Annotated in this window: 24 protein-coding genes; 22 read left to right on the top strand and 2 right to left on the bottom strand. The window is 56.6% G+C overall.

Annotated elements, in window-relative coordinates; genetic code table 11:
• Positions 1 to 23 precede the first annotated feature (23 nt).
• Complete coding sequence (gene dnaA, locus IC37_RS09310; protein WP_030132562.1) at positions 24 to 1,544, bottom strand: chromosomal replication initiator protein DnaA; 1,521 nt, start codon at positions 1,542 to 1,544, stop codon at positions 24 to 26.
• 567 nt (positions 1,545 to 2,111) lie between these two features.
• Here dnaA and rpmH point away from each other — a divergent pair.
• The 22 genes from rpmH to IC37_RS09195 all read left to right on the top strand — a co-directional run bounded on the left by rpmH (position 2,112) and on the right by IC37_RS09195 (position 22,583).
• The gene (gene rpmH, locus IC37_RS09305; protein ID WP_003213577.1) at positions 2,112 to 2,246 is read left to right on the top strand and encodes a 50S ribosomal protein L34; all 135 of its coding nucleotides are present in this window, start codon (positions 2,112 to 2,114) and stop codon (positions 2,244 to 2,246) included.
• 16 nt (positions 2,247 to 2,262) lie between these two features.
• Positions 2,263 to 2,664, top strand: coding sequence for a ribonuclease P protein component (gene rnpA, locus IC37_RS09300; protein WP_030132561.1), 402 nt, complete (start codon positions 2,263 to 2,265; stop codon positions 2,662 to 2,664).
• Positions 2,657 to 2,902, top strand: a complete 246-nt coding sequence (gene yidD / locus IC37_RS09295; protein WP_052966011.1) for a membrane protein insertion efficiency factor YidD — start codon at positions 2,657 to 2,659, stop codon at positions 2,900 to 2,902. The genes rnpA and yidD overlap by 8 nt, the downstream gene beginning before the upstream one ends.
• Positions 2,903 to 2,904: 2 nt before the next feature.
• Positions 2,905 to 4,593: a membrane protein insertase YidC gene (gene yidC / locus IC37_RS09290; RefSeq protein WP_030132560.1), complete on the top strand. Its 1,689-nt coding sequence runs from the start codon at positions 2,905 to 2,907 to the stop codon at positions 4,591 to 4,593.
• A 79-nt stretch (positions 4,594 to 4,672) separates the two neighbouring features.
• Complete coding sequence (gene mnmE / locus IC37_RS09285) at positions 4,673 to 6,043, top strand: tRNA uridine-5-carboxymethylaminomethyl(34) synthesis GTPase MnmE (RefSeq protein WP_008073644.1); 1,371 nt, start codon at positions 4,673 to 4,675, stop codon at positions 6,041 to 6,043.
• A gap of 552 nt (positions 6,044 to 6,595) precedes the next feature.
• Positions 6,596 to 8,488, top strand: coding sequence for a tRNA uridine-5-carboxymethylaminomethyl(34) synthesis enzyme MnmG (gene mnmG / locus IC37_RS09275; protein ID WP_030132559.1), 1,893 nt, complete (start codon positions 6,596 to 6,598; stop codon positions 8,486 to 8,488).
• The gene (gene rsmG, locus IC37_RS09270) at positions 8,485 to 9,129 is read left to right on the top strand and encodes a 16S rRNA (guanine(527)-N(7))-methyltransferase RsmG (protein WP_030132558.1); all 645 of its coding nucleotides are present in this window, start codon (positions 8,485 to 8,487) and stop codon (positions 9,127 to 9,129) included. Before mnmG ends, rsmG begins: the two co-directional genes overlap by 4 nt.
• Positions 9,130 to 9,147: 18 nt before the next feature.
• The gene (locus IC37_RS09265; protein ID WP_008007890.1) at positions 9,148 to 9,945 is read left to right on the top strand and encodes a ParA family protein; all 798 of its coding nucleotides are present in this window, start codon (positions 9,148 to 9,150) and stop codon (positions 9,943 to 9,945) included.
• A 9-nt stretch (positions 9,946 to 9,954) separates the two neighbouring features.
• Positions 9,955 to 10,827: a ParB/RepB/Spo0J family partition protein gene (locus IC37_RS09260; protein WP_030132557.1), complete on the top strand. Its 873-nt coding sequence runs from the start codon at positions 9,955 to 9,957 to the stop codon at positions 10,825 to 10,827.
• Positions 10,828 to 10,975: 148 nt separating this feature from the next.
• Entirely contained in the window at positions 10,976 to 11,383 is a 408-nt protein-coding gene (locus IC37_RS09255) for a F0F1 ATP synthase subunit I (RefSeq protein WP_007903021.1), read from the top strand.
• A gap of 16 nt (positions 11,384 to 11,399) precedes the next feature.
• Complete coding sequence (gene atpB, locus IC37_RS09250) at positions 11,400 to 12,269, top strand: F0F1 ATP synthase subunit A (protein ID WP_030132556.1); 870 nt, start codon at positions 11,400 to 11,402, stop codon at positions 12,267 to 12,269.
• A gap of 133 nt (positions 12,270 to 12,402) precedes the next feature.
• The gene (gene atpE, locus IC37_RS09245; RefSeq protein ID WP_002555987.1) at positions 12,403 to 12,660 is read left to right on the top strand and encodes a F0F1 ATP synthase subunit C; all 258 of its coding nucleotides are present in this window, start codon (positions 12,403 to 12,405) and stop codon (positions 12,658 to 12,660) included.
• 56 nt (positions 12,661 to 12,716) lie between these two features.
• Positions 12,717 to 13,187 carry a F0F1 ATP synthase subunit B gene (locus tag IC37_RS09240; protein WP_030132555.1) on the top strand — a complete coding sequence of 157 codons (471 nt, stop codon included), beginning with the start codon at positions 12,717 to 12,719 and terminating at the stop codon, positions 13,185 to 13,187.
• Between the two features lie 12 nt (positions 13,188 to 13,199).
• Positions 13,200 to 13,736 (top strand): F0F1 ATP synthase subunit delta, encoded by a 537-nt coding sequence (locus IC37_RS09235; protein WP_030132554.1) that lies wholly within the window; start codon positions 13,200 to 13,202, stop codon positions 13,734 to 13,736.
• 21 nt (positions 13,737 to 13,757) lie between these two features.
• Positions 13,758 to 15,302, top strand: a complete 1,545-nt coding sequence (gene atpA, locus IC37_RS09230) for a F0F1 ATP synthase subunit alpha (protein ID WP_030132553.1) — start codon at positions 13,758 to 13,760, stop codon at positions 15,300 to 15,302.
• Positions 15,303 to 15,352: 50 nt separating this feature from the next.
• Positions 15,353 to 16,213 (top strand): F0F1 ATP synthase subunit gamma, encoded by an 861-nt coding sequence (gene atpG / locus IC37_RS09225; protein ID WP_030132552.1) that lies wholly within the window; start codon positions 15,353 to 15,355, stop codon positions 16,211 to 16,213.
• Positions 16,214 to 16,240: 27 nt separating this feature from the next.
• Positions 16,241 to 17,620, top strand: a complete 1,380-nt coding sequence (atpD, locus tag IC37_RS09220; RefSeq protein ID WP_008045671.1) for a F0F1 ATP synthase subunit beta — start codon at positions 16,241 to 16,243, stop codon at positions 17,618 to 17,620.
• A gap of 45 nt (positions 17,621 to 17,665) precedes the next feature.
• Complete coding sequence (locus tag IC37_RS09215) at positions 17,666 to 18,091, top strand: F0F1 ATP synthase subunit epsilon (RefSeq protein WP_007969909.1); 426 nt, start codon at positions 17,666 to 17,668, stop codon at positions 18,089 to 18,091.
• A gap of 117 nt (positions 18,092 to 18,208) precedes the next feature.
• Positions 18,209 to 19,576 (top strand): bifunctional UDP-N-acetylglucosamine diphosphorylase/glucosamine-1-phosphate N-acetyltransferase GlmU, encoded by a 1,368-nt coding sequence (gene glmU / locus IC37_RS09210; protein WP_030132551.1) that lies wholly within the window; start codon positions 18,209 to 18,211, stop codon positions 19,574 to 19,576.
• A 205-nt stretch (positions 19,577 to 19,781) separates the two neighbouring features.
• The gene (locus IC37_RS09205) at positions 19,782 to 20,558 is read left to right on the top strand and encodes a DeoR/GlpR family DNA-binding transcription regulator (RefSeq protein WP_030132550.1); all 777 of its coding nucleotides are present in this window, start codon (positions 19,782 to 19,784) and stop codon (positions 20,556 to 20,558) included.
• A gap of 1 nt (position 20,559) precedes the next feature.
• Entirely contained in the window at positions 20,560 to 22,392 is a 1,833-nt protein-coding gene (glmS, locus tag IC37_RS09200; RefSeq protein WP_030132549.1) for a glutamine--fructose-6-phosphate transaminase (isomerizing), read from the top strand.
• A gap of 5 nt (positions 22,393 to 22,397) precedes the next feature.
• Positions 22,398 to 22,583 (top strand): hypothetical protein, encoded by a 186-nt coding sequence (locus tag IC37_RS09195; RefSeq protein ID WP_030132548.1) that lies wholly within the window; start codon positions 22,398 to 22,400, stop codon positions 22,581 to 22,583.
• Between the two features lie 67 nt (positions 22,584 to 22,650).
• On the opposite strand, the gene IC37_RS09190 is transcribed toward IC37_RS09195, so the two are convergent.
• Complete coding sequence (locus IC37_RS09190) at positions 22,651 to 23,811, bottom strand: spermidine synthase (RefSeq protein WP_030132547.1); 1,161 nt, start codon at positions 23,809 to 23,811, stop codon at positions 22,651 to 22,653.
• Between the last annotated feature and the right edge of the window lie 39 nt (positions 23,812 to 23,850).

Here is a 23,850-nt window from a genome sequence, read left to right as displayed (position 1 = left end):
TTAATAAGCTGCGCTGGTGTTCATCAAGTAGTCAGTGTACGCAGCAGGTTCTTATAGTCCTCGCGGATGTCCGCGTCGGATTCCTTAAGCTCGTTGATCTTGCGGCAGGCGTGCAAAACAGTCGTGTGGTCGCGGCCGCCAAACACATCGCCGATTTCCGGCAAGCTGTGGTTGGTCAGTTCCTTGGACAACGCCATAGCAACCTGACGCGGACGTGCCACCGAGCGTGAACGACGCTTGGACAGCAGGTCGGAGATCTTGATCTTGTAATACTCGGCGACGGTGCGCTGAATGTTATCCACAGAGACCAGTTTGTCTTGCAGCGCCAACAAGTCTTTCAGGGATTCGCGAATCAGCTCAATGGTGATATCGCGGCCCATGAAGTGCGAGTGGGCGATCACGCGTTTGAGCGCGCCTTCCAGCTCACGAACGTTGGAGCGAATACGCTGGGCAATGAAGAACGCCGCGTCGTGTGGCAGATCGACTTTGGCCTGGTCGGCCTTTTTCATCAAGATCGCCACGCGGGTTTCCAGCTCCGGCGGCTCGACGGCAACCGTCAGGCCCCAGCCGAAACGTGACTTCAGGCGTTCTTCAAGGCCTTCGATTTCTTTCGGATAGCGGTCACTGGTAAGAATGACCTGCTGGCCACCTTCAAGCAGGGCGTTGAAGGTGTGGAAAAACTCTTCCTGGGAGCGTTCCTTGCGGGCGAAGAACTGAATGTCATCGATCAGCAAGGCATCCACCGAGCGGTAGAAGCGCTTGAACTCGTTGATCGCATTCAGCTGCAAAGCCTTGACCATGTCCGCGACAAAACGCTCGGAATGCAGGTACACAACCTTGGCATTCGGATTCTTCTTTAACAGGTGGTTACCCACAGCATGCATCAAGTGGGTTTTACCCAAGCCGACACCGCCATAAAGGAAGAGCGGGTTGTAGCCGTGCTTGGGGTTGTCCGCCACCTGCCAGGCCGCAGCCCGGGCGAGTTGGTTGGACTTGCCTTCGACGAAGTTCTCGAAGGTAAAGGTGCGGTTCAGGTAGCTGGTGTGCTTGAGCGCGCCTTCGACCTGCACCGTGCGCTGTTCGGAGCGGACCGGGGCCTGTTGCGAACTGGCGCCGGCCATTGGATCGAAGCTGTCGCGGGACGGCTCTTCACTGACTTCAGCAACTTTTTGTGTCGCACGTTTGGTCGGAGCAGCTGCCGGACCAGGCGCTGGTGCGCTGACAGGCGCTTGAGCGGCCTGAGCCTGGGACGCCGCAGCGGCCAACGGGGCATTGGGCGCCGCCCGCGGTGTCGAACTGCGTTTGCTGCCTATTAATAAGGAAAGCGCCGGCGCCAGGCCATTGCCATTCTCATCCAACAGTTCAAGGACGCGGCCCAGGTATTTTTCATTGACCCAGTCGAGAACAAAACGATTCGGCGCGTAGACACGCAGCTCATCGCCTTCGGCTTCGACCTGTAGTGGACGGATCCAAGTGTTGAATTGTTGGGCAGGCAGCTCATCGCGCAAAAGCTCTACGCACTGCTGCCAAAGTTCCACTGACACGGATATCCCCTAAGTTGAAAGCCGGTGAGGCAAAAACAAGCGGTCATTGTAGCGACCAGTCGTCCACTTATCCACATGCAGGTTGCGCACAGGACATGATTTATCAATGCGTTAACCCAAAAAAAGAAGACCAACGGTATGTGCATAAGCTCTGTGGATAACCGCCCATGAGGGCACTGGACAAGTGGGGGCGAAACACGGTGGATAACCTGCCTGTGGATAACTAGCCTTTCCACACACAGCTTATCCGACAGCGCAGCACAGGCTGACCACCGTTTTCCACCGTAGTTGTCATTCTCTGTACATCACGGTTTAGAAGGGCTAAAGGCAGTTATCCCCAGAAGACCGTGGCCCTAGCTTTTATAAGCATTACAGAAAAGCTTTAAATAATTCCCTTCTTTATTTCTATATCTAGCGAACGGCCTTCGGCGACCAAATCGTCTGGAGATCTATTTATAAGGAAACGCTGGTTGGAAATTGACCTAGAGGCTTGCTTTCTCTAGAATCCCCGGTCTCTTAAAACGGGGGCCATTCCGGCCCGTTGTGGACGAACCAGGTAACACGACAATGAAACGTACTTTCCAACCAAGCACTATCAAACGCGCTCGTACCCACGGTTTCCGTGCTCGCATGGCTACCAAGAACGGTCGTGCCGTCCTGTCGCGTCGTCGCGCCAAAGGTCGTGCGCGTCTGGCAGTTTGATAATCCGGCACTGGAGGTGAGTCAGGACTTCAGTCGGGAAAAGCGTCTGCTTACTCCCCGGCATTTCAAGGCAGTCTTTGACTCCCCTACCGGCAAGGTTCCGGGGAAAAATCTCCTGCTCCTTGCGCGCAACAACGATCTTGATCACCCCCGTCTCGGGCTGGTTATCGGGAAAAAGAGCGTAAAGCTCTCCGTCGAGCGCAATCGCCTCAAACGTCTGATGCGCGAATCGTTTCGCCTGAACCAGGATTTACTGGTCGGTTGGGACATCGTTATTGTCGCGCGCAAAGGTTTGGGTGACGTAGAAAGCCCCGAATTGATTCAGCATTTCGGCAAACTCTGGAAACGTCTGGCACGCAGCAAGCCGGTACCAGCAGCTAAAACCGAAACTGTAGGGGTAGACAGTCCCGATGCGTAAACTGGCGCTCGTTCCGATCCAGTTTTATCGCTATGCCATCAGTCCTTTGATGGCCAGTCACTGTCGTTTCTACCCCAGTTGTTCCTGCTACGCGTATGAAGCCATTGAAAATCATGGCCTTCTGCGCGGTGGCTGGCTGACCTTTCGTCGTTTAGGTCGCTGTCATCCGTGGAATCCCGGTGGTTATGACCCGGTTCCATCTATCCCTACCTCCCGTTCTTCTTCGATGGCCGAGTAATCATGGATATCAAACGCACGATCCTGATCGTCGCCCTGGCAATCGTGTCCTACGTTATGGTTCTTAAATGGAACCAGGACTATGGCCAGGCTGCCCTGCCGACTCAGAATGTTGCTTCCAGTACTACCGCACCGGGCCTACCGGACACTGCGACTGGCAATAATGCTTCTGTCAGTGACGACATTCCACGCGCCGCAAGCGATACCAGTGCAACTGCACCTGCTGAAACGCCAGTGGCAGCAAGCAAAGACCTCATCCAGATCAAAACGGATGTGCTCAACCTGGCCATCGATCCACAAGGTGGTGATGTTGCCCAGTTGACGTTGCCGCTGTATCCACGTCGCCAGGACCATCCTGAAATTCCATTCCAGCTGTTCGATAACGGCAACGAGCGGACTTATCTGGCTCAGAGCGGCCTGATCGGCACCAACGGTCCGGACGCAAGTCCTGCCGGTCGTCCGGTTTACTCCTCCGAGAAGAAGATTTATCAACTGGCTGACGGTCAAGACCAATTGGTCGCGGACCTGAAGTTCAGCAAGGACGGCGTCAACTACATCAAGCGTTTCACGCTGAAACGTGGCCTGTATGACGTAACCGTTTCCTACCTGATCGACAACCAGAGCGCTCAGCCCTGGTCCGGTGCAATGTTCGCGCAATTGAAGCGTGATGCCAGCTCCGATCCTTCTTCCAGCACCGCCACCGGCACCGCGACTTACCTAGGCGCCGCCCTGTGGACAAGTAACGAGCCGTACAAGAAAGTGTCGATGAGCGACATGGACAAGGCTCAGCTGAAAGAAACCGTCACTGGTGGTTGGGTTGCCTGGTTGCAGCACTACTTCGTGACTGCATGGATTCCGGTCAAGGGCGAAAACAACATCGTCCAGACCCGTAAAGACAGCAAAGGCAACTACATCATCGGCTACACCGCCCCGGCAATGACTGTCGCGCCAGGTGCGAAAGCTGAAACCAGCGCCGTTCTGTACGCCGGTCCGAAAAGCCAGGCTGTGCTGAAAGAGTTGTCCCCAGGCCTGGAGCTGACTGTCGACTACGGCATTCTGTGGTTCATTGCCCAACCAATCTTCTGGTTGCTGCAAAATATCCATGCGCTGGTCGGTAACTGGGGCTGGTCGATCATCTTCCTGACCATGCTGATCAAAGGGATTTTCTTCCCGCTATCGGCTGCCAGCTACAAATCCATGGCGCGCATGCGTGCAGTGGCACCGAAACTGGCCGCGCTGAAAGAGCAACATGGCGACGACCGGCAGAAAATGTCGCAATCCATGATGGAGCTGTACAAGAAAGAGAAGATCAATCCGCTGGGTGGCTGCTTGCCAATCCTCGTGCAGATGCCGGTTTTCCTTTCGCTATACTGGGTTCTGCTGGAAAGCGTGGAAATGCGCCAGGCGCCGTTCATGCTGTGGATTACTGACCTGTCGATCAAGGATCCGTTCTTCATTCTGCCGATCATCATGGGCGCAACCATGTTCATCCAGCAGCAGTTGAACCCGACACCTCCGGATCCGATGCAGGCGAAGGTCATGAAAATGATGCCGATCATCTTCACCTTCTTCTTCTTGTGGTTCCCTGCTGGTCTGGTGCTGTATTGGGTTGTGAACAACGTTTTGTCGATCGCACAACAGTGGTACATCACGCGTAAAATCGAAGCGGCTACCAAAAAAGCCGAGGCGTAACTTACTCTGTGGATAACCACTCAAAACGCCCCCTAGTGGGGCGTTTTGCTATCTGTCACTTTTGTCTGGATACCGGTTTATGAGCGTTCCTCGTGAAACCATCGCTGCCGTCGCCACCGCTCAAGGTCGCGGCGGTGTGGGCATTGTCCGTATTTCCGGGCCGCTGGCGAGTCTGGCGGCCAAAGCCATCAGCGGTCGCGAACTGAAACCGCGGTTTGCCCATTACGGTCCGTTCCTCAGTGCAAACGAAGAGGTGCTAGACGAAGGCATCGCGCTATATTTCCCGGGACCGAACTCGTTCACCGGCGAAGATGTGCTTGAGCTGCAGGGCCACGGCGGCCCGATCGTTCTGGATATGCTGCTCAAGCGTTGCCTGGAACTGGGCTGTCGTCTGGCCCGGCCGGGTGAATTCAGCGAGCGTGCCTTCCTCAACGACAAGCTCGATCTGGCTCAGGCCGAAGCCATTGCCGACTTGATCGAGGCAAGTTCTGCACAGGCGGCACGAAATGCCCTGCGTTCGTTGCAGGGTGCGTTTTCCCAGCGTGTGCATAACCTCACCGAGCAATTGATAGGCCTGCGCATTTACGTCGAAGCAGCCATCGACTTCCCCGAGGAAGAAATCGACTTCCTCGCGGATGGTCATGTCCTGAGCATGCTCGACAAAGTGCGCGATGAATTATCCACAGTACTGCGTGAAGCCGGGCAAGGGGCCTTGCTACGCGACGGCATGACCGTGGTGATCGCCGGCCGGCCGAATGCCGGCAAATCCAGCCTTCTGAATGCCTTGGCTGGACGGGAAGCGGCGATCGTGACCGAGATTGCCGGCACGACCCGGGACATTCTTCGCGAACATATCCACATCGATGGCATGCCGTTGCACGTGGTCGACACTGCCGGCCTGCGCGATACCGATGATCAGGTGGAGAAAATTGGCGTCGAACGGGCATTGAAAGCCATCGGCGAGGCAGATCGGGTATTGCTGGTGGTCGATGCCACAGCTCCCGAGGCCCTTGATCCATTTGCCTTGTGGCCTGAATTTCTCGAAACCCGCCCGGATCCGGCAAAAGTTACGCTGATCCGTAACAAGGCTGATCTGACGGGCGAAGCGATTGCTCTGGAAGTCAGCAACGATGGCCACGTTACTATCAGCCTCAGTGCGAGGTCTGCCGGCGAAGGCCTGGAACTGTTGCGCGAACATCTCAAGGCCTGCATGGGTTACGAGCAGACCTCCGAAAGCAGCTTCAGTGCTCGCAGGCGTCACCTGGAGGCATTGCGTCATGCGAGTGCGTCCCTTGAGCATGGCCGTGCGCAGCTGACGTTAGCGGGTGCCGGTGAACTGCTGGCCGAAGATTTGCGGCAGGCACAGCAGTCTTTGGGCGAAATCACCGGCGCGTTCAGCTCCGATGATCTGCTGGGAAGGATCTTTTCCAGCTTCTGTATCGGTAAATAACCCCTTTCGCTGTCCACAGACAGGCCATTCAGGCCTGTCTGTTCTCTCCTTTTCTGAAATTTTTCCCCCAGTGCCGAGCAGATTCTTCGCTTGAGCGGATTTCCCTTGCCCGGGATTTGCTTATTCGACGGCTTTTCTGTGGATTAAGCCCTGTGAATAAGTGCCGCTAAGGGCAGTTGATAACAAGGCCTGAAAACTGAAGATAACCACCTCTGTGGATAACCGACCCTTTCATCCACAGGCTTAAACCGGTTATCCAAGGGCCTCCTTGGCACATGACCACAGGGTTTTGAATCTCTGTACATATTGAAAATAAAGGGCTGTATCAATCTATCCACAGAAAGGTGGCTCAGTAGAAATAAACATAAAAACAAAGATTTAATTAATTTCTCTCTTTTTAATTTCTATAACCTCGAGTTCTCCACAGCTGGTTAAATTTTGTGCAAAGGGTTCTTTAGGAAGGGCGAAGTCCCTATACTTGCCGACCAGGTCCAAAAACCTGAGCTCAAACTATTTCCGGATTACCTGACTGAAGCAGGCACGAGGTGCGTGGTGGATTTCCCTTCCCGTTTTGAAGTGATCGTCATCGGCGGCGGTCATGCCGGTACCGAGGCAGCACTTGCATCTGCACGTATGGGGGCAAAAACCCTGTTGCTGACGCATAACGTGGAAACCCTCGGTGCCATGAGTTGCAACCCAGCCATTGGCGGGATCGGCAAAAGCCATTTGGTTAAAGAAATCGATGCCCTGGGCGGCGCGATGGCCATGGCGACCGATAAAGGCGGTATTCAGTTTCGCGTATTGAACAGCCGCAAAGGCCCAGCCGTGCGTGCAACCCGCGCTCAGGCAGATCGGGTTCTGTACAAGGCCGCTGTCCGCGAAACTTTGGAAAACCAGCCGAACCTGTGGATATTTCAACAAGCTGCTGACGACCTGATCGTCGAGCAGGAACAAGTGCGCGGTGTTGTCACCCAAATGGGTCTGCGTTTCTTTGCAGATTCCGTGGTGTTGACCACTGGCACCTTCCTCGGTGGACTTATCCACATCGGCATGCAGAACTATTCCGGTGGTCGCGCCGGTGATCCGCCGTCGATTGCTTTGGCTCATCGCCTGCGCGAACTGCCATTGCGGGTCGGTCGCCTGAAAACCGGTACTCCGCCGCGTATCGACGGTCGCTCTGTGGATTTCTCGGTCATGACCGAGCAGGCAGGGGATACGCCGATTCCGGTGATGTCGTTCATGGGCTCCAAAGAGCAGCATCCGAAACAGGTCAGCTGCTGGATTACCCACACCAACGCCCGTACCCACGAAATCATCGCTTCGAACCTTGATCGTTCGCCGATGTATTCCGGTGTGATCGAAGGTATCGGCCCGCGTTATTGCCCATCGATCGAAGACAAGATCCACCGCTTTGCCGACAAGGAAAGCCACCAGGTCTTCATCGAGCCGGAAGGTCTGACCACCCACGAGCTGTACCCGAACGGGATATCCACTTCCCTGCCGTTCGACGTGCAGCTGCAGATCGTGCAATCGATTCGTGGCATGGAAAACGCGCACATCGTTCGCCCAGGCTACGCCATCGAGTACGACTACTTCGACCCGCGTGACCTGAAGTACAGCCTGGAAACCAAAGTGATCGGCGGTCTGTTCTTTGCCGGGCAAATCAACGGCACCACCGGTTACGAAGAAGCCGGCGCCCAAGGTTTGCTGGCCGGAGCCAACGCCGCACTGCGTGCGCAGGGCAAAGATGCCTGGTGCCCGCGTCGCGACGAAGCGTACATCGGCGTTTTGGTCGACGACCTGATTACCCTGGGAACCCAGGAACCGTATCGGATGTTCACATCCCGCGCCGAATACCGTTTGATCCTGCGCGAAGACAACGCCGACCTGCGTTTGACCGAAAAAGGTCGCGAATTGGGTCTGGTGGATGACGTGCGTTGGGCGGCGTTCTGCAAGAAACGCGAAAGTATCGATCTGGAAGAGCAACGCCTGAAAAGTACCTGGGTTCGCCCGGGCACCGAGCAGGGCGATGCGATTTCCGAGAAATTCGGTACGCCGCTGACCCACGAATACAATTTGCTCAACCTGCTGAGCCGTCCGGAAATCGACTACGCTGGTCTGATCGCCGTGACCGGTGGGGGCGCAGAAGATCCACAGGTCGCCGAACAGGTCGAAATCAAAACCAAATACGCCGGTTACATCGATCGTCAACAGGATGAAATCGCGCGCCTGCGGGCCAGCGAAGACACCAAACTGCCTGTGGATATCGATTACACGAACATCTCTGGTCTCTCGAAAGAGATCCAGAGCAAGCTCGGCGCGACCCGTCCAGAGACCCTGGGCCAGGCGTCGCGTATTCCGGGCGTGACCCCGGCAGCGATTTCGCTGTTGATGATTCATTTGAAAAAACGCGGCGCGGGCCGTCAGTTGGAGCAAAGCGCTTGAGTTCGTTGGTCACCTCGCAACACGCCGAAGAGTTATCCACAGGTGCTCGCCAGCTCGGTGTCAACCTGACGGAAGCCCAGCATGCACAGCTGCTGGGTTATCTGGCCCTGTTGATAAAATGGAACAAGGCCTACAACCTCACCGCAGTGCGTGATCCAGACGAAATGGTTTCACGGCATTTGCTCGACAGCCTGAGTGTTATGTCCTTCATCGAAAACGGCCGTTGGCTGGATGTGGGCAGTGGCGGCGGCATGCCAGGGATACCGTTGGCGATCCTGTTTCCCGAGTCGCAAGTGACCTGCCTGGACAGCAATGGCAAGAAAACCCGCTTCCTGACCCAGGTCAAACTCGAACTCAAACTGGATAACCTGCAAGTTATCCACAGTCGCGTCGAAGCCTTCCAGCCGGAACTGCCATTCAACGGGATCATTTCCCGGGCGTTCAGCAGCATGGAGAACTTCAGCAACTGGACTCGCCATTTGGGCGATGCCGATACACGTTGGCTGGCAATGAAGGGCGTTCATCCCGCCGATGAGCTGGTAGCATTGCCGGCAGACTTCCACCTCGATAGCGAACACGCCCTGGCCGTACCCGGTTGCCAAGGCCAACGCCATCTGCTGATACTGCGCCGCACGGCATGATTGGGAACACAAGCAAGAATGGCTAAGGTATTCGCGATAGCGAACCAAAAGGGTGGTGTGGGCAAGACCACCACCTGCATCAACCTCGCAGCTTCCCTGGTCGCTACCAAGCGTCGGGTGCTGTTGATCGATCTCGATCCACAGGGCAACGCCACCATGGGTAGCGGTGTGGATAAACACGGCCTGGAAAACTCGGTCTACGACCTGCTGATCGGTGAATGCGATCTGGCCCAGGCCATGCACTATTCCGAACACGGTGGTTACCAGTTGCTGCCGGCCAACCGCGACCTGACCGCGGCCGAAGTTGTTCTGCTGGAAATGCAGATGAAGGAAAGCCGTCTGCGCAGTGCGTTGGCGCCAATCCGTGAAAACTACGATTACATTTTGATCGACTGCCCGCCGTCGCTGTCGATGTTGACGCTCAACGCGCTGGTTGCCGCCGACGGGGTGATTATCCCCATGCAGTGCGAGTACTTCGCGCTCGAAGGGTTGAGCGACCTTGTGGATAACATCAAGCGCATTGCCGAACTGCTGAACCCGAACCTGAAAGTCGAAGGCCTGTTGCGGACCATGTACGACCCGCGCTTGAGCCTGATGAACGACGTATCGGCGCAGCTCAAGGAACATTTCGGCGATCAGCTCTACGACACCGTGATTCCGCGCAACATCCGTCTGGCCGAAGCGCCAAGCTATGGGATGCCGGCGCTGGCGTACGACAAATCATCGCGGGGCGCGATTGCCTATCTGGCATTGGCTGGCGAGATGGTTCGCCGTCAGCGCAAAAACTCACGCATCGCCGCTGCTCAGGCAACTTAAGGGATCCCCATGGCCGTCAAGAAACGAGGTCTCGGACGTGGACTGGATGCACTGCTGAGTGGTCCGACTGTCAGCGCGCTGGAAGAACAGGCTGTACAGGCCGATCAACGTGAACTCCAGCACCTGCCGCTGGACCTGCTCCAGCGTGGCAAATACCAGCCGCGGCGGGACATGGACTCACAAGCGCTTGAGGAACTGGCGCAATCGATCAAGGCCCAGGGCGTGATGCAGCCGATCGTGGTTCGTTCGATCGGCAGCGGCCGCTTCGAAATCATCGCTGGCGAACGCCGCTGGCGTGCCAGCCAGCAGGCTGGTCAGGAAACCATCCCGGCAATGGTTCGCGATGTGTCGGATGAAACCGCCATCGCCATGGCGCTGATCGAGAACATCCAGCGTGAAGACCTCAATCCGATCGAAGAAGCGGTGGCCTTGCAGCGGTTGCAGCAGGAATTCCAGCTGACTCAGCAACAAGTGGCCGAGGCTGTGGGTAAGTCCCGCGTCACCGTCGCCAACCTGTTGCGTCTGATTGCGTTGCCGGAAGTCATCAAAACCATGCTGTCTCACGGTGACCTGGAAATGGGTCATGCCCGTGCCTTGCTCGGCTTGCCGGAAAACCAACAAGTCGAAGGGGCGCGACACGTTGTCGCACGGGGGCTGACTGTGCGCCAGACTGAAGCACTGGTTCGCCAGTGGTTGAGTGGCAAACCGGAGCCTGTGGAACCGGCAAAACCGGACCCGGATATCGCCCGACTCGAGCAGCGCCTGGCCGAGCGCCTAGGCTCTGCGGTGCAGATCCGCCACGGAAAGAAGGGTAAGGGGCAGCTGGTGATTGGCTATAACTCTCTTGATGAGCTTCAAGGTGTGCTTGCACACATCCGCTGAAACAATTCCTCATGTAGCGTGAAGTCGGAAATCACTACCTGACGGTTGAATAGGGGCAGAACCGCCCCTATACTCTGCGCGCATTTTGTCGGCACAAATTATGCCAGATTATTGAATTCCGGCAGCCGACCATTGGGGAGTAGAAGTGATGGAAAACCGCACGCCAGACCGCTTGCCGTTCCATCGCTTGGCAGTTTTTCCGGTGTTAATGGCTCAATTTGTCGTTTTGCTGATTGCCGCTTTGGCGCTCTGGCAATGGCATGGAGTCGTTGCCGGGTACTCAGGACTTTGCGGAGGCCTGATAGCCTTGCTTCCCAATATTTATTTCGCTCACAGGGCATTTCGGTTTTCCGGCGCCCGAGCAGCTCAAGCCATCGTCCGGTCTTTTTATGCCGGCGAGGCGGGCAAACTGATTTTGACGGCAGTGCTGTTTGCATTGACGTTTGCAGGTGTGAAGCCACTGGCGCCGTTAGCAGTATTCGGCGTCTTCGTGCTGACCCAACTGGTCAGCTGGTTCGCTCCCCTGCTGATGAGAACAAGACTTTCGAGACCTTAGGGCGTTTGAGGCAACCATGGCAGAGACAACCGCTTCGGGCTATATCCAGCACCACTTGCAGAACCTGACCTTCGGTCAGCACCCAACTGGCGGGTGGGGTTTTGCCCACACCGCAGCAGAAGCCAAAGAAATGGGCTTCTGGGCTTTCCACGTCGATACTCTCGGCTGGTCGGTCGCGTTGGGTCTGATCTTCGTTCTTCTTTTCCGCATGGCGGCAAAGAAGGCGACTTCCGGTCAACCTGGTGCTTTGCAGAACTTCGTTGAAGTATTGGTCGAATTCGTCGATGGCAGCGTGAAAGACAGCTTCCATGGCCGTAGCCCGGTGATTGCACCGTTGGCGCTGACCATCTTCGTCTGGGTCTTCCTGATGAACGCCGTCGACCTGATTCCGGTTGACTGGATTCCTCAAGTGGCCATGTTGATCTCCGGCGATCCGCACATTCCGTTCCGCGCCGTATCGACCACTGACCCGAACGCTACCCTGGGCATGGCCCTGTCGGTATTCGCGTTGATCATTTTCTACAGCATCAAGGTCAAGGGCATCGGCGGTTTCATCGGCGAACTGACCCTGCACCCATTCGGCAGCAAGAACATCTTCGTTCAAGCCCTGCTGATTCCGGTGAACTTCCTGCTTGAGTTCGTGACACTGATTGCCAAGCCAATCTCGTTGGCACTGCGTCTGTTCGGCAACATGTATGCCGGCGAACTGGTCTTCATTCTGATTGCTGTGATGTTCGGCAGCGGTCTGCTCTGGCTTAGCGGCCTGGGCATAGTTCTGCAGTGGGCGTGGGCTGTGTTCCACATCCTGATCATCACCCTGCAGGCGTTTATCTTCATGATGCTGACCATCGTTTACCTTTCGATGGCGCACGAAGAGAACCATTAAGACCAGTCTCGACTGGTCTGATGTCCCACCCGGTAACACGGGTGGGGGCCCGAACAGGGCTATGAAACGATTTGTTTTACCGCTTTAAAATCTAAAAAACCTAAACCATACGACGTAAAAGTCGGGAGGAAAGATGGAAACTGTAGTTGGTCTAACCGCTATCGCTGTTGCACTGTTGATCGGCCTGGGCGCACTGGGTACCGCAATTGGTTTCGGCCTGTTGGGTGGCAAGTTCCTGGAAGGCGCAGCGCGTCAGCCAGAAATGGTTCCAATGCTGCAAGTTAAAATGTTCATCGTTGCCGGTCTGCTCGACGCCGTAACCATGATCGGTGTTGGTATCGCTCTGTTCTTCACCTTCGCGAACCCATTCGTTGGTCAACTCGCTGGCTAATCACTCGAATCGTCGAGTGATTAGTGTGTTGTGCAACGAACGAGCGAGGTGTTGGCGTGAACATTAATGCAACCCTGATTGGCCAGTCCGTTGCGTTCTTAATCTTTGTACTTTTTTGCATGAAGTTCGTATGGCCTCCGGTCATCGCGGCTTTGCACGAACGTCAGAAGAAGATCGCGGATGGACTGGACGCTGCCGCCCGAGCAGCTCGCGACCTGGAGTTGGCCCAAGATAAAGCGGGTCAACAACTGCGCGAAGCGAAAGCTCAGGCAGCTGAAATCATTGAGCAAGCCAAGAAACGCGGTAACCAGATCGTTGAAGAGGCTGTTGAAAAAGCCCGTATCGACGCTGACCGTGTGAAGGTTCAGGCTCAGGCCGAGATCGAGCAGGAACTGAACAGTGTCAAAGACGTGCTGCGTGCCCAACTGGGTGCACTGGCTGTCGGCGGCGCCGAGAAGATCCTGGGTGCCACAATCGATCAAAACGCGCACGCGGAGCTGGTAAACAAACTGGCTGCTGAAATTTAAGCGAGGGCGATCATGGCAGAATTGACCACGTTGGCCCGACCTTACGCTAAGGCAGCCTTCGAGCACGCCCAGGCCCACCAGCAACTGGCCTCTTGGTCAGCCATGCTCGGCCTGGCTGCAGCAGTGTCGCAAGACGACACCATGCAGCGCGTGCTCAAGGCCCCGCGACTGACGAGCGCAGACAAGGCCGCCACGTTTATTGACGTGTGCGGCGACAAGTTTGATGCCAAGGCACAGAACTTCATTAACGTCGTTGCCGAAAACGACCGTCTCCCGCTTTTGCCGGAGATCTCCGCTCTGTTCGACCTGTACAAGGCCGAGCAAGAGAAGTCGGTAGACGTTGAAGTGACCAGTGCATTTGCATTGAACCAAGAACAGCAAGACAAACTCGCCAAGGTTCTCAGTGCACGACTCAACCGGGAAGTGCGCCTGCAAGTTGCGGAGGATGCCGCCCTGATAGGTGGTGTCGTAATCCGCGCCGGCGACCTGGTTATCGATGGCTCGGTTCGCGGCAAACTCGCGAACCTTGCCGAAGCATTGAAATCTTGAGTTTGAAGGGGCAGCAGAGCAATGCAGCAACTCAATCCTTCCGAAATAAGTGAAATTATCAAGGGCCGCATCGACAAGCTCGATGTGACCTCCCAAGCCCGTAACGAAGGCACTGTCGTCAGCGTATCTGACGGTATCGTGCGGATTCACGGTCTGGCCGACGTCATGTACGGCGAGATGATCGAGTTTCCGGGCGGCGTCTTCGGTATGGCACTCAACCTGGAGCAAGACTCTGTAGGTGCCGTTGTATTGGGCGCATACCAGTCTCTGGCTGAAGGCATGAGCGCCAAGTGCACTGGCCGCATCCTCGAAGTTCCGGTTGGTAAGGAACTGCTGGGTCGCGTAGTCGACGCACTGGGTAACCCTGTTGACGGCAAAGGTCCACTGGGCAACACCGAGACCGACGCGGTCGAGAAAGTTGCTCCAGGCGTGATCTGGCGTAAGTCGGTAGACCAGCCTGTACAGACTGGCTACAAGGCTGTCGATGCCATGATCCCTGTCGGCCGTGGCCAGCGTGAGCTGATCATCGGTGACCGTCAGATCGGTAAAACCGCTCTGGCGATCGACGCGATCATCAACCAGAAAAACAGTGGCATTTTCTGCGTCTACGTAGCGATCGGTCAGAAGCAATCGACCATTGCCAACGTGGTTCGCAAGCTGGAAGAAAACGGCGCTTTGGCCAACACGATCATCGTGGCTGCCAGTGCTTCGGAATCTCCTGCACTGCAATTCCTGGCACCGTACTCCGGTTGCACCATGGGTGAATTCTTCCGCGACCGCGGTGAAGACGCGCTGATCGTTTATGACGATCTGTCCAAGCAAGCAGTGGCTTACCGCCAGATTTCCCTGCTGCTGCGCCGTCCACCAGGCCGTGAAGCTTACCCAGGCGACGTGTTCTATCTCCACTCCCGTCTGCTGGAGCGCGCATCCCGCGTTTCGGAAGAATACGTAGAGAAGTTCACCAACGGCGCAGTGACCGGCAAAACCGGTTCCCTGACCGCACTGCCGATCATCGAAACCCAGGCTGGCGACGTTTCCGCGTTCGTTCCGACCAACGTGATTTCCATCACCGACGGTCAGATCTTCCTGGAATCGGCCATGTTCAACTCGGGCATCCGTCCTGCAGTGAACGCCGGTGTTTCGGTATCCCGTGTGGGTGGTGCCGCTCAGACCAAGATCATCAAGAAGCTGTCCGGTGGTATCCGTACCGCTCTGGCTCAGTACCGTGAACTGGCGGCATTCGCCCAGTTCGCTTCTGACCTGGACGAAGCGACCCGTAAGCAACTTGAGCATGGTCAGCGCGTTACCGAGCTGATGAAGCAGAAGCAATACGCACCAATGTCGATCGCTGACATGGCGCTGTCGCTGTATGCCGCTGAGCGTGGGTTCCTGACTGACGTCGAAATCGCCAAGATCGGCAGCTTTGAACAAGCGCTGATTGCTTTCTTCAACCGCGATCACGCCGATTTGATGGCGAAGATCAACGTGAAGGGTGACTTCAATGACGAAATCGACGCTGGCATGAAAGCCGGTATCGAGAAGTTCAAGGCCACCCAAACCTGGTAAGCCGCAGCGGGAGCCGCAAGGCTCCCGCTTGCTAACCTGATAGGTGTTACATGGCAGGCGCAAAAGAGATTCGCAGTAAGATTGCGAGCATCAAAAGCACGCAAAAGATTACCAGCGCCATGGAAAAAGTGGCGGTCAGCAAAATGCGCAAGGCACAAATGCGCATGGCTGCTAGCCGTCCTTACGCGGAGCGCATCCGCCAGGTTATTGGCCATCTGGCCAACGCCAACCCGGAATATCGCCACCCATTCATGATCGACCGTGAAGTAAAGCGCGTCGGTTACGTTGTGGTGAGCAGTGACCGTGGTCTGTGTGGTGGCTTGAACACCAACCTGTTCAAGGCCCTGGTCAAGGACATGGCGGTAAACCGCGATAACGGCGTCGAGATTGATCTGTGTGTAGTGGGTAGCAAGGGTGCGGCTTTCTTCCGCAACTTCGGCGGTAACGTCGTTGCAGCTATCAGCCACCTGGGTGAAGAGCCGTCGATCAATGACTTGATCGGCAGCGTCAAGGTGATGCTGGATGCCTACCTGGACGGCCGTATTGACCGCTTGTCCGTGGTGTCCAACAAGTTCATCAACACCATGACGCAACAGCCTACCGTGGAGCAGCTGATTCCACTGGTGGCAACCGCAGATCAAGAACTCAAGCACCACTGGGATTATCTGTACGAACCGGACGCCAAAGAGCTGCTTGACGGCTTGATGGTCCGCTACGTGGAGTCGCAGGTCTACCAGGCGGTGGTCGAGAACAACGCGGCTGAACAAGCTGCGCGGATGATCGCGATGAAGAACGCTACCGACAACGCCGGTGATTTGATCAGCGATTTGCAGCTGGTCTACAACAAGGCGCGTCAGGCTGCGATCACCCAAGAGATCTCGGAAATCGTCGGCGGCGCTGCCGCGGTTTAACGGTTCAAATATTCAGAGGATCCAGCTATGAGTAGCGGACGTATCGTTCAAATCATCGGCGCCGTTATCGACGTGGAATTTCCACGCGACAGCGTACCGAGCATCTACAACGCGCTGACAGTTCAAAGCGCGGCCGGGACCACCCTGGAAGTTCAGCAGCAGCTGGGCGACGGCGTGGTTCGTACCATTGCGATGGGTTCCACCGAAGGCTTGAAGCGCGGTCTGGACGTTGTCGACTCTGGCGCAGCCATCTCCGTACCGGTCGGTAAAGCGACTCTGGGCCGGATCATGGACGTTCTGGGCAACCCGATCGACGAAGCTGGTCCTATCGCCACTGAAGAGCGTTGGGGCATTCACCGTCCAGCGCCTTCGTTCGCTGAACAGGCTGGCGGCAACGACCTGCTGGAAACCGGCATCAAGGTTATCGACCTGGTTTGCCCGTTCGCCAAAGGCGGTAAAGTCGGTCTGTTCGGTGGTGCCGGTGTAGGCAAAACCGTAAACATGATGGAACTGATCCGTAACATCGCCATCGAGCACAGCGGTTATTCCGTGTTCGCCGGTGTGGGTGAGCGTACTCGTGAGGGTAACGACTTCTACCACGAGATGAAGGATTCCAACGTTCTGGACAAAGTGGCACTGGTTTACGGTCAGATGAACGAGCCGCCGGGTAACCGTCTGCGCGTAGCACTGACCGGCCTGACCATGGCCGAGAAGTTCCGTGACGAAGGTAACGACGTTCTGCTGTTCGTCGACAACATCTACCGTTACACCCTGGCCGGTACTGAAGTATCCGCACTGCTGGGCCGTATGCCTTCTGCAGTAGGTTACCAACCGACCCTGGCTGAAGAGATGGGCGTTCTGCAAGAACGTATCACTTCGACCAAGGAAGGTTCGATCACCTCGATCCAAGCGGTATACGTACCTGCGGATGACTTGACCGACCCGTCGCCAGCGACCACCTTCGCCCACTTGGACGCCACCGTCGTTCTGTCCCGTGACATCGCTTCCCTGGGTATCTACCCAGCGGTAGACCCACTGGATTCGACTTCGCGCCAGCTGGACCCGAACGTTATCGGCCAGGACCACTACGACACCGCTCGCGGCGTTCAGTACGTTCTGCAGCGTTACAAAGAACTGAAGGACATCATTGCGATCCTGGGTATGGACGAGCTGTCGGAAGCCGACAAGCAGTTGGTAAACCGTGCTCGTAAGATCCAGCGTTTCTTGTCGCAGCCGTTCTTCGTGGCTGAAGTCTTCACCGGTGCATCGGGTAAATACGTTTCCCTGAAAGACACCATTGCTGGCTTCAAAGGCATCCTCAACGGTGACTACGACCACCTGCCAGAACAAGCGTTCTACATGGTCGGCGGCATCGAAGAAGCGATCGAGAAAGCCAAGAAACTGTAATCCCGGCGCCCGGCAACGGGCGCTAATTTAGGTTGAGGCAATCAGATGGCTATGACAGTCCATTGCGATATCGTCAGCGCGGAAGGAGAAATCTTTTCCGGTCTGGTCGAGATGGTGATTGCGCACGGTGCACTGGGTGATCTTGGTATCGCCCTGGGTCACGCGCCGTTGATCACTAATCTCAAGCCGGGCCCGATCCGCCTGGTCAAGCAGGGCGGGGAAGAGGAGGTGTATTACATCTCCGGCGGTTTCCTCGAGGTTCAGCCGAACATGGTCAAGGTGCTTGCCGACACTGTGCAACGTGCTGCCGACCTGGACGAAGCCTCCGCTCAGGAAGCCGTTAAGGCTGCCGAGAAGGCCTTGCATGAGCGGGGCGCGGAATTCGACTACGGTTCTGCTGCCGCACGTCTGGCCGAGGCTGCAGCTCAGCTGCGCACCGTCCAGCAGATCCGCAAGAAGTTCGGCCATTAATCGGCCATAGACTTGTTGTGCGATTGATTAAAAAGGGTAGCCTCGGCTACCCTTTTTTCTTTTCCGATTTTCATCACCTGGTCGCAGTTGCTGACCACCCAGGATTGGTAGCCAGTCATGTCTCTTGAAATCGTTATCCTCGCTGCCGGCCAAGGCACTCGCATGCGTTCGGCCTTGCCAAAAGTCCTGCATCCTGTTGCCGGTAATTCGATGCTTGGCCATGTTATCCAAAGCGCCCGGCAACTTGATCCCCAGCGCATCCATGTGGTGATCGGCCATGGTGCCGAAGTGGTGCGCGAGCGTCTGGCCGCCGATGACCTGAATTTCGTCCTGCAGGACCAACAGCTGGGTACCGGTCATGCAGTGGCCCAGGCTGTGCCTTTCATCGAGTCCGACACGGTGCTGATTCTGTACGGCGACGTGCCGTTGATCGAAGTCGAAACCCTGCAACGCTTGCTCAAGCATGTCGTGCCAGGGCAGATGGGCCTGCTGACCGTTGAACTGGACGATGCGACTGGTTATGGCCGCATCGTGCGCGACACTGACGGTAAAGTTGCAGCCATTGTTGAACACAAGGACGCCAACGAGGCTCAACGTGCCATCAACGAAGGCAATACCGGCATCCTTGCTGTGCCTGCCGATCGCTTGGCCGACTGGACGAGCCGTCTGTCGAACAACAATGTACAGGGTGAGTACTACCTGACCGATGTCATCGAAATGGCGGTCAGCGATGGTCTGGTGGTGGCTACCGAGCAACCCCATGACCCTATGGAAGTGCAAGGCGCCAACGATCGCAAGCAACTGGCCGAGCTTGAGCGTCACTACCAGCTGCGCGCCGCTCGTCGTTTGATGGCTCAAGGCGTAACCCTGCGCGACCCCGCACGTTTCGATGTGCGTGGTGAGGTCATCGTCGGCCGCGATGTGCTGATCGATATCAACGTGATCCTTGAAGGCAAAGTGGTCATCGAGGACGACGTGGTGATCGGCCCGAACTGCGTGATCAAGGACAGCACCCTGCGCAAAGGCGTGGTGATCAAGGCCAACAGCCATATCGAAGGCGCGATGCTCGGTGAAGGCAGCGATGCCGGTCCGTTCGCTCGTTTGCGTCCGGGCACGGTGCTGGAAGCTCGCGCGCATGTGGGTAACTTCGTTGAGCTGAAGAATGCCCACCTGGGCGAGGGCGCCAAAGCCGGTCACCTGACGTATCTGGGCGACGCCGAGATCGGTGCGCGCACCAACATCGGCGCGGGCACCATCACCTGTAACTATGACGGCGCCAACAAGTGGAAAACCGTGTTGGGTGAAGATGTGTTCATCGGTTCCAACAACTCGTTGGTGGCGCCTGTGGATATCTCAGCGGGGGCGACGACGGCGGCCGGTTCGACCATTACCCAGAATGTGGATAAGGCTCAGTTGGCCGTAGGTCGGGCTCGGCAGAAGAACATCGATGGCTGGAAACGGCCGGAGAAGGTCAAGAAGAGCTGAGTTATCCACAGCGCATGATGTGACGCTCATGAGATCGCTTTCGCGGGCATGCCTCGCTCCTACGGAATATCACCGTCCGTGGGAGCGAGGCTTGCCCGCGAAGCTTTTTATCCACAGATCATTTTTATCATGTCTCGCTTGACGAAGTTTCGCTTATAGGTTTTGATTGCTTACGTTATCTTTCGAATCGAAACTTACCAAGCCCATGTCAAAGCGCAACACGCCCCAACGCCGCCACAACATCCTCGCCTTGCTCAATGAGCAGGGGGAAGTCAGTGTGGACGAACTGGCCAAGCGCTTCGAAACCTCGGAAGTTACGATTCGCAAGGATTTGGCGGCGCTTGAAAGCAATGGTTTGTTGCTGCGTCGCTATGGCGGGGCGGTCACCATGCCTCAGGAGCTGGTCGCCGACCTCGGCCAACCGGTTTCCAAATACAAGCAGGCCATTGCCCGCGCCGCCGTCACGCGGATACGCGAGCATGCGCGAATCATCATCGACAGCGGCAGCACCACCGCCGCGATGATCCCGGAACTCGGCCAGCAACCGGGTCTGGTGGTGATGACCAATTCCCTGCATGTCGCCAACGCTTTGAGCGAACTCGAGCACGAGCCGGTGCTGTTGATGACCGGGGGGACCTGGGACCCGCATTCCGAGTCCTTCCAGGGGCAGGTGGCCGAGCAAGTACTACGCTCATATGACTTTGATCAGCTATTTATCGGTGCCGATGGCATCGATCTGGTGCGCGGGACCACCACTTTCAACGAATTGCTGGGCTTGAGCCGTGTCATGGCCGAGGTTGCCCGCGAAGTGATCGTGATGGTCGAGGCCGACAAGATCGGCCGCAAAATTCCCAATCTGGAGCTGCCGTGGAGCAGCGTCCATACCCTCATTACCGATGATCGTCTGCCACTTGCGGCACGCGATCAGATTCAGGCCCGCGGCATCAATTTGATCTGCGCCGCCGTCAGTCAGGAGAACTAGCATGTGTGGAATTGTCGGTGCAGTCGCAGAACGTAACATTACCGCCATCCTGCTCGAAGGCCTCAAGCGTCTGGAATACCGAGGCTATGACAGCGCCGGTGTGGCGGTGTACACCAACGATGAAAAACTCTTGCGCACGCGTCGTCCGGGCAAGGTCAGCGAGCTGGAACAGGCGCTGATCGAAGAGCCTCTGGTCGGCCGCCTGGGCATTGCCCACACCCGCTGGGCGACCCACGGCGCGCCCTGCGAACGCAACGCTCACCCGCATTTTTCAGGCGATCTGGCGGTGGTGCACAACGGCATCATCGAGAACCATGAAGCCCTGCGCGAGCAACTCACGGCTTTGGGCCACGTATTCACGTCGGACACAGACACTGAAGTCATCGCGCATTTGCTGAACGAAAAACTCAAGCTTCAACCCGACCTGACGCTGGCCCTGAAAGCGACCGTGCAAGAGCTGCACGGTGCTTACGGCCTGGCGGTGATCAGCGCCCTTCAACCGGATCGCCTGGTGGCGGCACGCAGTGGCAGCCCATTGGTGATCGGTCTGGGTATGGGTGAGAACTTCCTGGCCTCCGACCAGTTGGCGCTACGTCAGGTCACCGACCGTTTCATGTACCTGGAAGAAGGCGATATCGCCGAAATTCGCCGCGACAGCGTGCAGATCTGGGACATCAATGGCGCGCTCGTCGAGCGTGAAAGCGTTCAGTACCGCGACGGTGCCGAAGCGGCTGACAAGGGCGAATTCCGCCATTACATGCTCAAGGAAATTCACGAACAACCGGTCGTAGTGCAGCGCACTCTCGAAGGTCGCCTGAGCCATAACCAGGTGCTGGTCGAGGCATTCGGCCCAGGAGCTGCCGAGCTGTTCGCCAAAGTGCGCAATGTACAGATCGTCGCCTGTGGCACCAGCTATCACGCCGGCATGGTTGCCCGTTACTGGCTCGAAGAACTGGCCGGCATTCCGTGCCAGGTCGAAGTTGCCAGCGAATTCCGCTACCGCAAAGTAGTGGTGCAGCCGGACACCCTGTTCGTGAGCATTTCCCAGTCAGGTGAAACCGCCGACACCCTGGCCGCGCTGCGTAATGCCAAGGAGTTGGGTTTCCTCGCCAGCCTGGCAATCTGCAACGTCGGCATCAGCTCGCTGGTGCGTGAATCGGACCTGACGCTGCTGACCCAGGCCGGTCGTGAAATCGGCGTGGCCTCGACCAAAGCCTTCACCACTCAACTGGTTGGCCTGCTATTGCTGACCCTGTCTCTGGGTCAGGTTCGCGGTACGTTGGCCGAAGGCGTCGAAGCCACGCTGGTCGAAGAACTGCGTCGCTTGCCAACCCGTTTGGGCGAAGCCTTGGCCATGGACAGCACCGTGGAGAAAATCGCCGAGCTGTTTGCCGAGAAGAACCACACGCTGTTCCTCGGTCGCGGCGCGCAATTCCCGGTGGCGATGGAAGGAGCTCTCAAGCTCAAGGAAATCTCCTACATCCACGCCGAAGCCTATCCGGCGGGAGAGCTCAAACACGGCCCATTGGCGCTTGTGGATAACGACATGCCGGTGGTCACCGTGGCGCCGAACAACGAGTTGCTGGAGAAGTTGAAGTCCAACCTCCAGGAAGTCCGTGCTCGTGGTGGTGAGCTGATCGTCTTTGCCGACGAGCAGGCCGGCATGACCAATGGCGAAGGCACTCATGTCGTCCAGATGCCGCACATCCACGACATCCTGTCGCCGATCCTCTACACCATTCCGTTGCAGTTGTTGTCGTACTACGTGGCTGTGTTGAAAGGTACTGACGTTGATCAGCCACGTAACTTGGCGAAATCGGTGACGGTGGAGTAATTCAAATGACGCAGGAGCACGATGAGTGCTCCTGCGTCGTTGTTTTACCAAAGCACTGCCATACGATGCTCAAAACGCTGTCAGAAAAACCCCTGAAAAAATTCGCAAAAAACACCAAGGTCAAGGAAAACAGAGGCTTTGAAGGTAGTCTTGAATCCGCTAAAAAATCCGCGATTCTGGAAGCTTCATGAGCGCTTAGTTCGGAATAAGCGGCTCAATATGTTGAAATCTGATAGGCGAACTATCCTGATATAGGTTTCATTTTCGCGAGGGCGTGAGGGAAACACTTGGCGATAATCGCTCTAGCGCCCGTCGGAAACTTTCCACTTTGGCTGAATCTCCTCGAGTTCTGTGGGTAATGGCGCCATAGGCATAAGGGAGTAAACCTTCCAGCCAATCTCGTGGGTGGATTTCTACACTGTTCTCCAAGGTCGACACGACCCAGTCTGGCAGCCACGACACATCGCGGTCCGAGAAGTTGACTTCGCCTGCGATAAGCAACGCCAGCGTGGTACGCAACGAAGACTTGTCCTTCAATAATTGTTCTTGCAGCGCCTGGCAAGCGTCCGAGTCATCCAGTAACACGCGAAGATCGTTGGGCTTGCTCAGCTTCAGCGAGGCCGGAAGCAGCGCAGACAACGCCGGTAACGAGTCCATCCAGCGTTTTTGCACCTCCAGATCAATCCCGACGAAGTCCAGCGCCGGGGGCACAAGCGGCGCGTGACGGATAACCGTGGGTGTCAGGTAGCGCAGGCGAAGGCTCATGATGTCCATAAAGAGCCGGTCACTGGCGCATAGAAACTCAACGGCAGGTGCGGTGCCCAGTATGTTTGATGACGGTGGGCCGATAATGAACGTCGCATTGCGTCGATGGGGCAGGTGATGAATGTCGCCCCAGCTGTCGTTCAGGCAGTGGGCGAGCCAAGCTTGGGGCGTAGGGCCGTTGAACGGGTCCAGGTTCATGGGAACGCCAAAACCGTTGAACACCACGTGACCGAGGGGATTAAGGCGGCTCTTCAATAGTTGGTGGAATCCGTGATCAAACACGATCGGGGCATAAGCGCTCTGGGTGTAGAGGTCGACAATAATGACGTCGTACCGGTCGGGGGTGACGACCAGGAAGTGGGCGGCATCGGCGACCACGCTTTCAAAGTGGATATGCGTCGCAAGTCGGTTCCGGTTGTCGAGGCTGCGCACGAGTGCGGTCTCGTCCAGATCAACAGCCAATAGACTGGCCACTCTGGTGCTGGCTGCGATCGGCGCCAGCGCCACACCGTCCGAAAGCCCCAGCATCAGAACCGAGATTCGATCCTTGGACGGATCCCCCAGGAAACCGGTACAGCCCATGTCGTCATAATATTGGCCGCAGAAGATCTGTTCATGTCGAGCAGATTCAGGTCGATCCTTGAAGTCCGGCATGGTGAAAGACAACTCCGTTTGTAAGAGGCGGGGGTACGG

It is taken from the genome of Pseudomonas sp. QTF5, assembly GCF_000512695.2.
Classification (GTDB): Bacteria; Pseudomonadota; Gammaproteobacteria; order Pseudomonadales; family Pseudomonadaceae; genus Aquipseudomonas.
The sequence above is the reverse complement of the archived record's forward strand: the minus strand, read 5'-3'. Positions and strand labels throughout refer to the sequence as shown.